The sequence below is a fragment of the Gaoshiqia sp. US2 genome, assembly GCF_059705485.1.
The window spans coordinates 1845309-1858387 of record NZ_AP048550.1 but is presented as its reverse complement, the minus strand read 5'-3'; the positions used below and the strand labels follow the sequence as shown (position 1 = coordinate 1858387).

Here is a 13079-nt window from a genome sequence, read left to right as displayed (position 1 = left end):
TTGTAAAATCTTAAAGATAAGACCAATGAACAAAATAAAAATCTGTATATCCGCTTTCCTGCTGCTTCTCACGCTGGCCGTGTCGGCAAAGGATTACAACGTTTCCGACTTTGGCGCGAAGGCCGACGGGATAACCATCAACACCTGCACCATTCAGAAGGCCATTGATTTTGTGAGCGAAAACGGCGGCGGCCGGCTGGTTTTTGGCCCGGGAAATTATGTTACCGGCAGTATCTACCTGAAATCGGACGTAATCCTCCACTTCGAGTACGGCGCAACTATGCTGGGCTCGACCAATCCCTTCGACTATGTGAAAGACCCTAAAATTAAATGGATGTCGATGATTTTTGCCGTGAACCAGAAAAATATCGGGATTACCGGAAAAGGGACCATCAACGGGCGCGGATTTATCACGGCCAACAACATGGTCGATTACATTCACCGCGGAATTTATACCGATCCGATGAAACTCGACCGCCCGAACGAGACCAACCGCCCGCAGAACATTTATTTCCGCGAATGCGAAAATGTAACCATCACCGACATTACCCTGCGCGACCCGGCCAGCTGGAACCAAACCTACGACCAGTGCAAAAACCTTTATGTCGATAACATCTATGTCGACAGCAAATCGTACTGGAACAACGACGGCATCGACGTGGTGGACTGCGACGGCGTGGTCATCAAAAATTCCTATTTCGATGCGGCCGACGACGTGATTTGTTTTAAATCGCACGATGCCAACAGCATTTGTCAGAATGTGGTGGTTGACAACTGCGTGGGCCGCTCGAGCGCCAACGGGCTGAAATTCGGAACCGTTTCGCGTGGTGGTTTCCGTAACTTTAAAGTGACCAACCTCACCATTTTCGATACCTTCCGCTCGGCCATCACCTTTGCCGCAGTCGATGGTGGGTTGATTGAAAACATTTTGGTTGACGGAGTCCGTTCCATCAACACCGGAAACGTGATTTACCTGCGTATCGGCGACCGCTGGAGCCAGGGCAAAAAACCGAGCATGAAAAACATCGAAATCCGGAATGTGTATGCTGAAGTTCCGTTTGGAAAACCCGACGCCGGCTACAATTACGAAGGACCGATTGAAGACCTGCCCCGAAACATTTCGCCGGCCAGCATTATCGGCCTGCCCGAATACAAAATTCAGAATGTCAGGCTGAAAAACATTGAAATTGTATATCCCGGCGCCGGAAACCCGCTGTATGCCAAACGGGGACTGGAACCTGCCGAACTTGACAGCATTCCTGAAATGCCAGCAGCTTATCCTGAGTTTTCCCAGTTCAAGGAACTGCCGGCCTGGGGTTTTTACATCCGCCATGCCGAAGGAATCGAATTTGAAAACGTTACCCTGACGGCTGAGAAAAAAGATTATCGCCCAGCCATTGTGATCGACGATGTGAATGGCGCCGTTTTTAAGGGAATGAAATACAACGAACCCGAAGACGCTGGAAAACGGCAGTTGTTTCAATACAAGTCCAATGAGATTATCGCCGATTGAATCAATGCAGCATCAAAATTAATGTTTCAGCAACAAACAAAATGTAAATCATGAAAACGTATAAAATATTCATCATCATTCTCATTTTACTCTGTTCTTTGGGCCTTTCCGCCAAAGATTACAAAGCCTCGTTGTTTGGGGTGAAATCCGACGGGATAAGCCTGAACACCCGTTCCATTCAAAAGGCAGTTGATTATATCAGCGAAAATGGCGGCGGCCGACTCGTGTTTTACGTGGGGCGTTACCTGACCGGCACCGTCGAACTGAAATCGAATGTAACCATCCAACTGGAAGAAGGAGCCGTTTTGGTGGGCGTCCCTTCTATTTACGACTATTTCGGATTGAACGGGAGCAATGCTTTGATTACCGCCAGCGGGCAGGAAAACATTGGGATTACCGGGAAAGGCGTCATCGAAGGTCAGGGAGCTGCCCTGGAGAACAACATCAGGGAACAAGTGCAGAAAGGATACCTGGAAGGCTCGGTTGCACAAATCAGTCCGTTACTCATTTGCCTGAACAACTGCAGCAATGTAAACATCGAAGAGATAAATCTGCACGATGCCTGCGGCGATGTACAGTCGTACAAAGGCTGTAAAAACCTGACCGTCAGCAAAGCAACAATCAAGAGCAAAGCAGTTGCCGGAAGTAAAGGCCTTTTGCTCTCGGGCTGCGACGGGGCGAAACTTTCGGATTTGTTTTTTGATACAAGCGGAATTGAAATCAGTTCGGCCGGAACATCAAAGAATCTTTCGGTCGTCCATGTTAAAAATGCTTCCGGGAAAAATCTTCAGGTGAAACAATAATGAAACGTATCGGGGCCATTCTTTTTCTGATTTTGCTGGCGGCCGGCAGTTCATCCTGTCTGGCAGCCGGTAAGGGCAAATCTCCGCGGTACGGAAAAACCAACATGGCCGATATGGTATTGATTTACCATGGCGGCCTGCATCGTCAGCTGGAGTGGAACAAGGAGCAATTTACGCCTTATGTGGTTCATGTGGATCAAAAAGGCCGGAAAAACTGGTTGTTTGATGGATTTCTTTTTATTGAATTTATCGACGGGAAAGGTCACCATTTTGCCCACGGAAACGAAAATACCACCCTGGCCGCCCGCCCTGAGTGGGAGTGGCTCATGGAACGCCAGTTTGAAAAAGACCGTGGTTTCTCGGCGCTCGACCAGTGCATCGGCGACCAGATCAGGGAAATGGGAAACCCGCCGTTCCGCCACAAACTGGTGGTGGTGATGCCGGTACCCGAAAAAGATCAGAAAAACTGGAGCGGCCTCAATCGCCCGATGGATTTTTCGAACGATGAAGACCGGATTGAAGCCTGCCAATGGTACATCGACCGGTTTCTCGAACAATACAACAGCGAAGGATATCAGCATTTCGACCTCGAAGGTTTTTACTGGGTTTCGGAAAAGGATGGCGCTTACCGCGATATTCTCGTGCCCGTAGGCGATTATATCCGATCGAAAGGCCTGCGTCTGTTCTGGATTCCGTACTGGACGGCAGTTGGGTTTGACAACTGGAAAACCGATAAATTCGATTTCGCCTATATTCAGCCCAACCACTTTTTCAAAAACGAGGTCAGTTACGAGCGACTCGATGCCGTGTGCGCCTTTGCCAAAGGCACCGGCATGGGACTTGAACTGGAGTTCGACCGCAGAGCGCTGGCCGGTTCGCCCGAGAACAAACGCGACAGGCTCGTGAGTTATATCGACGCTTTTGAACAAAACGGCGTTTTTAAGGAAGCTTCCATCGCCTATTACGAAGGCGGCGGAACCATCTGGGATTTCTATTGTTCAACCAATCCGTTGGATAAAGAAATCATGGACCGTCTGGCAGAAATTATTATTCAGCGGAAAAAAATAAAACGGTTTAAAAAGTGAAAATGAAGAAAATAGTCATCCTGCTGATTTTGTTTTTACTGGTTTCAGGAAGCTGGGCCCAGCAAAAAAACACCGGCGATGAACGGCTGAATTGGTGGCACGAAGCCAAATTCGGCATGTTTATCCACTGGGGCGTTTATTCCTTGTATGGCGGAGTGTACAAAGGGTATCACCAGGCGTATGGCGATGCCGCCTGGATTTTGAACCGCTGTAAAATTCCGGTGGCCGAATACCGCGAAAATGCCCGTCAGTTTAACCCGGTAAATTACGATCCCGAAGCCTGGGCAGAAATGGCCAAGGATGCCGGAATGAAATACCTGATCATCACCGCAAAACATCACGATGGTTTTGCCCTCTTCGAAAGCAAGGCCAGCGACTGGAATGTGGTGGATGCCACGGTTTACGGCAGGGATTTGCTGAGACCGCTGGCCGAAGCCTGTAAAAAACAGGGCATCAAACTGGGATTTTATTATTCCCAGGCCGTTGACTGGACGAATCCAGGGGCGTCGGCAGCCCGCAGGCCCATGTGGCAGGGCTGGCCCAATCCCGATTCCACCCGAATCGACCAATACACACTGGAACATGACGGCCGCTGGGACCCGATACAGAGTACGGCCACTTTTGATGAATACATCGACCAGGTGGCTGTTCCGCAGGTTCGCGAATTACTGACCAATTACGGCGAAGTGGCTGTTTTGTGGTGGGATTACGACGCCCAGATGAAAACCGTGGAAGGTGCTGAAAAACTGAAAGCGCTCCTCATGCTGCAACCTCAGATTGTGACCAACGACCGCCTGCACCCCGACTTTCCCGGCGACACCAAAACACCCGAACAGGCCATTCCCGACCGCGATGCCGTGGCTGGCCAAAACTGGGAAACCTGCATGACCATGAACGGTTCGTGGGGGTACAAAAGCTTCGATAACAACTGGAAATCATCGGAAACCCTGATCCGGAACCTCATTAAAATTGCTGCGCGTGGAGGAAACTACCTGCTGAATATCGGGCCGAAACCCGACGGCTCTTTTCCCGAAGAAAGCATTGTCCGGCTGAAAGAAATCGGCCGCTGGATGGATGTAAACAGCGAGGCCATTTACGGAACACAGGCCAGTCCGCTGGAGGTTCTGCCCTGGGGAGAATGTACCATGAAAATGGTGAAAAAGAATACGATGCTTTATCTTTTCGTTTTCGACTGGCCGGAAAATGGGAAACTCATCGCCCCCGGTGTCGGGAATAAAATCGTATCGGTTAAGCTACTCTCAACGGGTGAAAAACTGAAAACAACGGAAACTGCCGCCGGATTGGAAATTTTAGTTCCGCAAACTGCTCCCGATCCCATGGCCACGGTGGTTCAACTGAAACTGAAAGGAAAAACCGGAGTCCTGAAAATGTCATCTGAAAAACAAATGCATCGCGGCGCTCTCGATTAACCAAAAAAGAAATGGACATGAAGGTAAAAAGAGGTGATTTTTTAAAACTTGGCTTATTGGCGCTCGCTTCGGGAGTGGTCAAAGGTTATGCTTTTTCAGGCGAGACCAGCGTCAATCGCCGGAACTCAAACGGAAAAACACCGGTCATTCATGCCACCGATTTGTACCATTTTCATTGCGATCCCGACGATCACTGGGATCTGGCTGTCATTTATGCGCTGGCCTGGCTGGGCGACATCGATTTGCTGGGAATTCTGATCGATTACCCCACCAAACCCGAGCTGGGCGATCCCGATGTGATGGGAGTTGCCCAAATGAATTATCTCACAGGCAAGGTCGTCCCGGTTGTGGTTGGCAGCTCCTTGCCAATGAACAGCCGCAACGATATCCAGCCGGAAGCAAGCTGGATTGATCATCAGGGTGTATACTGGTTGCTCGATACCTTGCGGAAATCGGAAACTCCTGTGGTGATTAACATTGTGGGCGCGGCAACAAACGTAGCGGTTGCCCTGAAAAAAGAACCGGAACTATTCCGTAAAAAATGCAAAGCCATTTACCTGAATGCCGGCTCGGCCAACTCACTAAAAGACAAAAAGCTGGAGTACAATGTCAAACTGAACCCGCTGGCTTTTGCCGCCATTTTCGACGCTCCCTGTCCGGTGTACTGGATGCCCTGCACCACCCGCACCAACATTGGCGAAGTGGGCGAATTTGGAACCTACTACCGTTTTATTCAGAAAGATATTCTCGCCGATCTCCCTGAAAAGCTGCAGAACTTTTTCCTTTTTATGCTGGGAAAAAAGGAGAGCCACGAATGGTTTTCGTATCTGAAAGGAAAACCGGAAACGGATTTACTTGCCGAATTTGGCGAATCGGTGAGGCACATGTGGTGTACCGCCGGATTTATCCATGCTGCCGGGAAAAAAGTGACAGCCGAAGGTGAAATGGTTCCGCTGAACTCCGGAAAAGAATCGGTTTTCACGTTCTCTCCGGTAAAAGCCAGTTGCGATGATATCGGCTATGTTGACTGGAAAATCGACCTGAGTTCCCGGAACCGTTACATTTTTCATGTAACCGATATTGCGAATTATCAAAATGCGCTGATTGTGTCCATGAAAAATTTATTGCTCCGGTTCCCGGGATCATCGAGTGATAACATCAATGAAAACCGGATCGCTTTGTAATCGGATGCGGTATTCTGTTACCAATAAAAAACTGAGGTTTTACCCGTTTATACGAAAAAATGAATTGATCTAAAATACTTAATTATGATTTCTTTTGATTATAAGAAGCTTATACTTTTTGCAGGTTTTTACGCTACAGGATTATTGCTTTCCGCACAGAAGCCAACCGAGGATCTCACCGCCTATGTCGATCCCCTGATCGGAACACAGGAAATGGGACATGTTTTCCCCGGCGCCTGTGTGCCCTTCGGAATGGTACAGTTAAGTCCCGATACCGATACCATTCCCTATGCCGTGGATGGTAAATATACCGGAACGGTTTACCGCTACTGCGCCGGCTACCAGTACAACGATCAAACCATCGTTGGGTTTAGCCACACCCATTTCAGCGGCACAGGGCACTCCGACCTGGGCGATTTTCTGATCATGCCAACTGTCGGGAAACTTCAGTTGAACCCCGGAACTGCCGATAAACCCGAAACCGGCTACCGTTCGCGGTTCAGCCATAAAACCGAAACAGCCGCACCCGGCTACTACCGGGTAAAACTGGAAGATTACAACATTACCGCGGAAATGACCACCACCGAACGTATCGGTTTTCATCAGTATACCTTCCCTGAAAGCGACGAGGCCCGTATCATTCTTGATTTAACCCACGGCATATATAATTACGACGGGAAAGTGCTGTGGTCGCACGTGCGGGTGGAAAACGACACGCTGGTGACCGGATACCGCATTACCAGCGGCTGGGCCCGGACCAACTACCTGTATTTTGCGATGGTTTTCTCAAAACCCGTTGAGAATTACGGGAGTAAAAACGAGGAAGAACTGGTTTACAAAGGATTCTGGCGCAAATTCGACCAGGAAAACAATTTTCCGGAAATGGCCGGCAGAAAACTGAAAACTTATTTCAATTTCAAAACCAGGGAAGGCGAAAAAATAAAAATCAAGTTTGCACTTTCAGCGGTCAGCGCCGAGGGTGCATTGAAAAATCTACAGGCCGAAGCACCCCATTTCGACTTCGAAAAAGTTAAAACCGAAGCAAAAAGCAAATGGCAAAATGAGCTGAGCCGGATTCGCATTGAGGCGTCGCCTGAAAAGAAAACAACATTTTACACCTCGCTTTACCACACCTTTATCAACCCGGTTCAGTATATGGATGTGGATGGCCGCTACCGCGGACTTGACCACAACATTCATCAGGCCAACGGATTCGTGAACTATTCGGTCTTCTCGCTATGGGATACCTACCGGGCGCTTCACCCGCTGCTGACGCTGATCCAGCCCGACCGCACCTCGGATATGATCAATTCGATGCTGGCTCACTATGATCAGAGCGTTCACAAAGTACTTCCGGTATGGAGCCATTTCGGAAACGAAAACTGGTGCATGATCGGCTATCATGCGGCGCCGGTGATTACCGATGCCTGGATCAACGGCATCCGCGGTTTCGATGCCAAACATGCGCTTGAAGCCTGCATTTCGTCGGCCACCTACAAAAAATACGGGAACCTGGGCGAGTACATGGAACTGGGTTATGTTCCTTACGATAAAAATGCTGTTGGTTCGTCCATGACGCTGGAATATGCTTACGACGACTACACCATTTCGCGATTAGCGAAATCGCTGGGTGAAACCGAAATCGCCGCGCAGTTTGAAAAACGCTCGCACAACTGGAAAAACCTGTTCAACGAACAAACCGGCTTTGTGGGCGCCAAACACGCCGACGGAAGCTGGAAAACCCCCTTCGACGCGCTGCATACGGCCAACGAAGGGTTTATTGAAGGAAACTCATGGAACTATTCACTGTACGTCCCTCACGACATTCCGGCGCTCATCCGGAAAATGGGCGGAGATAACCGGTTTTGCGAGCATGTTGATTCGCTGTTCTCGATGTATTTGCCCGATGAATATTTTGCCGAAACCGAAGATGTGACCCGCGAAGGTCTGATTGGTTGCTACGTGCACGGGAACGAACCCAGCCATCACGTGCCCTATATGTACAACTGGGCCGGAAAACCCTGGAAAACACAAGAACGCATTCATCAGATTGTGAATACGATGTACCTGAACAAACCCGACGGGCTGTGCGGAAACGACGATTGCGGACAAATGTCGGCCTGGTACATTTTTTCCTCGCTCGGATTTTATCCGGTTTGTCCCGGATCGGGTGAATATGCCATTGGCTCGCCTTCGGTAAAACAAGCGGTTATTCAACTTTCGGAAGGGAAAACGCTGACCGTGAAAGCCAACAAGCTTTCCGATAAAAACATCTATATCAATTCGGTAAGCCTGAACGGAAAGACGGTGGACACCAGTTTCCTTTCGCACCGCGATTTGACCAACGGCGGCGAACTGATTTTTGAAATGAGCAATCGCCCGAACAAGAAACGGGCAAGTCAAATTCAATCTGTGAATGAATAAATTAACCGATAAGCTATACGGAATGAAACCAAGAGAACGTGTTTTAAGAGCATTTAAGCGAATACCGGGAGCGCCCGACCGGGTACCTGTCCAGTTCGATTTATGCCGTCAGCTGGCCGATCATTTTGGCAACAAACTGGGTATCCCGGTCCGCTATACCGACAATTTATACGAAGATGTTACCTACCGCATCAGCGCCAACGAACTGCGGGTGGCCATGGGCTGCGATGTGGTGGTTACCGGTGCTTCGGTTTCCGACAATTTCAAAATTGTAAAAGACCAAAACGGCCACTGGCTGAACGAGTATGGCATGAAAATGCGGCAAGGCGATATTTACGTGGAAGTAGTCGATTATCCGCTGGCCCAGGCTGAGACAAAGGCCGACATCGACGCGTTTCAGTTTCCCGATCCCCTGGCCCCGGGGCGCTATCGCGATGCAGAGGCCCTGGTTGAGAAATACCGCGACGACTATTTAATATTCGGCGATATTGAGGTGACGGTTTTTTCGCTGGCTCATCAACTGGTTGGCATGGAAAAACTGCTGATTGATATGATGATGGAGACTGAATATGTGGTCCCGCTGTTTGAAGCCTGCGCCGATTTTCAAACCCGCATTGGCCTCGAACTGATCAAACGCGGCGTAGATGCCATCTGGTTTGGCGATGATTTCGGAACACAAAACAGCCTGATCCTTCCGCCCGAAACATTCCGGGAACAGCTCAAACCGCATTACAAACGAATGGTTGACCGTTTTAAGGAAGCCAAACCGGACATCATCCCCATTCTGCATTGCGATGGCGCCGTGGCCGAGTTGCTGGATGACATCCGCGATATCGGGTTCGAAGTGTTCAACCCCGTTCAGCCGGGCGTTCCCGGACATTCACCGGAAGAGATGAAACGTAACTTCGGGCAAAAATTCGCCTTCTGGGGAGCTATCGATCAGCAGGACCTATTACCTAACGGCACCGATGAAGAGCTAGAAAAAGACATCCTCGAAAAGATTTCAATTCTTGGAAAAGACGGTGGTTACATGATTGCCCCGGCCCATATCATCCAGAACGATGTGAGCCCGGAACGGGTTCTGAAATTTATTGAATTAAGTCTGAAACACGGGATGATCTGTTAAAACGAGTTTTCTGCTCCCGCCTTCATACACCCGATGATTCGGAAGGTCTTATTTTGCGGGAGTAGAAACAATCAAAATACATACGGAACATGCGAAAAAAAATCATACTGAGCAGTAAACGTGCGGTGATTTTAATATTCACCTTACTCCTGATAACAAACCCGGGCCTGGCCCAAAAACGCGCCGGATTAACTGCGATAAACAAGCAACCGGCAGAGAGCGGATTTACCGATGCCGCCCGTTTTGGTTTTTCGCCCGATGCAAGCGGCATTGAAAACACCAAAGCGCTGCAACAAGCGGTTGATCAAACCGGGACTATTGTGGTAAGCCGTCCGGGCACCTACAAAATGGCCGGAACCGTGTACGTCGGCAGCCATACATCGCTTATTTTTGGCAATCATGTATATCTCAAAAAAGTTGATGAAAAAGGCGCTTTCTCTCATGTGCTGGTGAACAAGGGAGCGCTCACCAAAACCTATGATCAGCATATTACCGTCGAAGGGCTGCAAATCATCGTCAACGGGATGGATGTACGCCGGTTTGAGGAAGCGTACGGGCTTCACGGTCAGTTGGCCTTCTTTTATATCAAGGATTTGCGCATCGACCGTTTTCGTTGCATGGATCTGGGTAAAGCGCAGTATGGTATTCATGTTTGCACCTTTGAAGATATCATCATCAACGATGTGATCATCAAGGGAGATAAAGACGGAGTCCACCTGGGACGGGGCAAACGTTTTACCATCAGCAACGGCGTATTTCAAACCTATGATGACGCCATCGCACTGAACGGGCACGACTACGCTGTCGGGAACCCGGAACTGGGGTGGATCGAAGACGGCGTGGTGGAAAACTGTCATGATCTGAACGACGGCAAAGAGCCGATCGGTTATTTCTGCCGGATTTTAGCCGGCGCCTGGATAGACTGGCAGCTGGGCATGGAGGTGCAACAATCGGATGCCGTGGTGTCAAACGGAAAGATTTACCGGGTTCAGACCCAACCCGACGGTCAGGTTTACAAATCGGTGACACAACCCACGCACGAAAGCGGCAGCCAGGTTTTGGACGGCATCAATTGGGGAGTAGTGCAAAATGATGTGACCTACACCGCCGGCGTGAGGAATGTTGTTTTTCGCGATATTTTTCTCGAAAAACCCCGGACGGGATTCTCCGTGCATTTCGATAACGACAAGTACAGCCGGTCTTATTATCCGGGAGCGGAAGTTCCAAGGCAGAAACAACTCGTTTTCGACAACATCCGGGTAAATTACGACCAGCCCAGCCGCTTATTGTCAATTGCCACGCCTGTCGACGTACTGACCATCTACAATTCAAGTTTTAAGAACAACCGGATCAGTTTCCACGGGAACAAGGAGATGCCGGATTATTTTAAAACCAAAATCAACCTGGTGGGTTGTGTTTTTAATCATCAGGGAGTCATGGACTTACTGACCAACAGCATTGACGGCAAAGAAGTGCTGCTAAAAACATCGTCAAGCATTGAATACCATGATGATTTCCGGGCGCGCATCGTTCCCGGAAACGGCAAGATATCTGTGGAATCCGATTTGAGCGGGTTAACAGATTAGTTCTAAATTAAACAGCAAACAAGCGGTTAACCTGAAAAGGCTTAGCCGCTTGTTAAATTTTGACTAAGCCGATCGATGATCCGGAACTGCTTTACCTGACAGTTGTTGTTACGGACAAAGTACTTTCATCATGCTGGAGTTTTCTCTTTTTCCCTATTTTTACCCAAAATGTAAACCCATGAACTTCAAAATAATCCCTTTTAGCCTGATCCTGATTTTGGCAACAGGCCTGTCTGCCGCTCTTGCCTGTACCAACCTGATTGTTACCAAAGGAGCCAGCAGCGATCAATCCGTGATGATTACCTATGCAGCCGATTCGCATACCCGTTACGGAGCAATTGCTTTTTACCCGGCTGCCGACCATCAGCCCGGCGATTTGTGCGAAGTTTACCATTACGAGAACGGAAAGCTTTTAGGAACGATTCCCGAAGTCGCTCATACCTATTCGGTGATCCAGTTTATGAACGAACATCAGGTTGCTGTTGGCGAAACCACCTTTGGCGGGCTTGATTCGCTAAGTTCACAGCCCGGCGCTATTCTCGACTATGGTTCGCTGATGCGGATCGGCTTGCAACGATCGAAAACAGCCCGCGAAATGATCCGGGTGATGACCGAGCTGGTGGCTTTGCACGGCTATGCCTCGGGCGGCGAGTCGTTCTCGGTCTCCGATGCGAATGAAGCCTGGATTCTGGAAATGATCGGGAAAGGAAAATATGAAAAAGGAGCTGTTTGGGTGGCCCGGCTGGTGCCCGACGGCTATGTGAGCGGCCATGCCAACCAGGCCCGGATTACCACTTTCCCTTTTCAGAAAAAAAATGACTGGACTGATCCGAAACAAACGGTTTATCATTCGCCCGATGTGATCAGCTTCGCAAAAAAGCATGGCTTTTACAAAGGGAACAATGCATCGTTCAGCTTTTCGGATGTTTACAACCCGTTAAACTTTGGCGGCGCCCGCTACTGCGACGCGCGGGTGTGGTCGTTTTTTCGCGCAATCAATCGGGAAATACGCGAAAATGCAGATTACACCAGGTATGCACAAGGTGGTTTTTCATACGACGACCGGTTGACGGACAACAGCCCGAACCCGAATGGTTATGTCTCCAACCGCTTGCCCTTGTGGGTGAAACCGGATTCGCCGGTTACACTTCAACAGGTGATGGCCGGCATGCGCGACCACTACGAAGACAGCCCGCTGGATATGCGCAACGATCCCGGCGCCGGCCCTTTCAAACTGCCATACCGCTGGCGTCCGATGGAATTTGAAGTTGACAGCGTGATGTACCTGAACGAACGGGCCGTTGCCACCCAACAAACCGGTTACAGTTTCGTGGCCCAGTCGCGGAGCTGGCTTCCGGAGCCAATTGGAGGCATTTTCTGGTTTGGTGTCGACGATGCCGACGGCTGCGTATATGCCCCCATGTATTGCGGAATTAAGAAAGTGCCCGAAAGTTTTGCGATCGGAAACGGCTCGATGATCAGCTGGTCCGAAACTTCCGGATTTTGGACCTTCAACCAGGTAAACAATTGGGCCTATACCCGCTACAACCTGATTCATCCCGAAATTGAGGCCTACCAGGCTAAACTGGAAAATCAGTTTCTTTTGGAAGTCCAGGTGATCGACCGGCAGGCTTCCGCCTTATATGAGGATGACCCGGCCAAGGCCCTGGATTATCTGACCGCTTATTCCGTGTTCACCGGGAATAAGTTAGTGAGCGACTGGAAAATATTTTATCAGTATCTGTTTATGAAATACATGGACGGAAACCTGAAAATCACCGAAAACGGGAAATTACTGGACAACGGGAATGGCAAAAACATTCCTCAGCGACCACGCCATCCGGGATACGGTAAGGAATGGGAGCGAATCATGATCCAGGGAACCGGAGACCGTTTAAAAGTTCCGGCAGCAAACAAATAGATGAAAA

General features: G+C 49.4%; 9 protein-coding genes. All 9 read left to right on the top strand.

Annotated elements, in window-relative coordinates; all coding sequences use genetic code 11:
* Positions 1-25 precede the first annotated feature (25 nt).
* The gene (locus tag AC6H3C_RS07365; protein ID WP_497520077.1) at positions 26-1513 is read left to right on the top strand and encodes a glycoside hydrolase family 28 protein; all 1488 of its coding nucleotides are present in this window, start codon (positions 26-28) and stop codon (positions 1511-1513) included.
* Between the two features lie 50 nt (positions 1514-1563).
* Entirely contained in the window at positions 1564-2316 is a 753-nt protein-coding gene (locus AC6H3C_RS07360; RefSeq protein ID WP_497520076.1) for a glycosyl hydrolase family 28 protein, read from the top strand.
* Positions 2316-3401, top strand: coding sequence for a DUF4855 domain-containing protein (locus AC6H3C_RS07355; RefSeq protein WP_497520075.1), 1086 nt, complete (start codon positions 2316-2318; stop codon positions 3399-3401). Before AC6H3C_RS07360 ends, AC6H3C_RS07355 begins: the two co-directional genes overlap by 1 nt.
* A 2-nt stretch (positions 3402-3403) precedes the next feature.
* Positions 3404-4831 carry an alpha-L-fucosidase gene (locus AC6H3C_RS07350; RefSeq protein WP_497520074.1) on the top strand — a complete coding sequence of 476 codons (1428 nt, stop codon included), beginning with the start codon at positions 3404-3406 and terminating at the stop codon, positions 4829-4831.
* Between the two features lie 17 nt (positions 4832-4848).
* On the top strand, positions 4849-6015 hold the full coding sequence (locus tag AC6H3C_RS07345) for a nucleoside hydrolase (RefSeq protein ID WP_497520073.1): 1167 nt from the start codon (positions 4849-4851) through the stop codon (positions 6013-6015).
* 84 nt (positions 6016-6099) lie between these two features.
* Positions 6100-8439, top strand: a complete 2340-nt coding sequence (locus tag AC6H3C_RS07340; protein WP_497520072.1) for a GH92 family glycosyl hydrolase — start codon at positions 6100-6102, stop codon at positions 8437-8439.
* Positions 8432-9565: a uroporphyrinogen decarboxylase family protein gene (locus tag AC6H3C_RS07335; RefSeq protein WP_497520071.1), complete on the top strand. Its 1134-nt coding sequence runs from the start codon at positions 8432-8434 to the stop codon at positions 9563-9565. The genes AC6H3C_RS07340 and AC6H3C_RS07335 overlap by 8 nt, the downstream gene beginning before the upstream one ends.
* Positions 9566-9654: 89 nt before the next feature.
* Entirely contained in the window at positions 9655-11151 is a 1497-nt protein-coding gene (locus AC6H3C_RS07330) for a glycoside hydrolase family protein (protein ID WP_497520070.1), read from the top strand.
* A gap of 178 nt (positions 11152-11329) precedes the next feature.
* A complete protein-coding gene (locus tag AC6H3C_RS07325) occupies positions 11330-13072 on the top strand; it encodes a dipeptidase (RefSeq protein WP_497520069.1) in 1743 nt (580 codons plus the stop codon).
* Positions 13073-13079: the final 7 nt, after the last annotated feature.

Excerpts from the sequence above, each read along its gene's own strand:
- AC6H3C_RS07325 (WP_497520069.1), top strand. The coding sequence starts at position 11,330 with ATGAACTTCAAAATAATCCCTTTTAGCCTGATCCTGATTTTGGCAACA.
- AC6H3C_RS07345 (WP_497520073.1), top strand. The coding sequence starts at position 4,849 with ATGAAGGTAAAAAGAGGTGATTTTTTAAAACTTGGCTTATTGGCGCTC.
- AC6H3C_RS07340 (WP_497520072.1), top strand. The coding sequence starts at position 6,100 with ATGATTTCTTTTGATTATAAGAAGCTTATACTTTTTGCAGGTTTTTAC.
- AC6H3C_RS07350 (WP_497520074.1), top strand. The coding sequence starts at position 3,404 with ATGAAGAAAATAGTCATCCTGCTGATTTTGTTTTTACTGGTTTCAGGA.
- AC6H3C_RS07355 (WP_497520075.1), top strand. The coding sequence starts at position 2,316 with ATGAAACGTATCGGGGCCATTCTTTTTCTGATTTTGCTGGCGGCCGGC.
- AC6H3C_RS07360 (WP_497520076.1), top strand. The coding sequence starts at position 1,564 with ATGAAAACGTATAAAATATTCATCATCATTCTCATTTTACTCTGTTCT.
- AC6H3C_RS07330 (WP_497520070.1), top strand. The coding sequence starts at position 9,655 with ATGCGAAAAAAAATCATACTGAGCAGTAAACGTGCGGTGATTTTAATA.
- AC6H3C_RS07335 (WP_497520071.1), top strand. The coding sequence starts at position 8,432 with ATGAATAAATTAACCGATAAGCTATACGGAATGAAACCAAGAGAACGT.
- AC6H3C_RS07365 (WP_497520077.1), top strand. The coding sequence starts at position 26 with ATGAACAAAATAAAAATCTGTATATCCGCTTTCCTGCTGCTTCTCACG.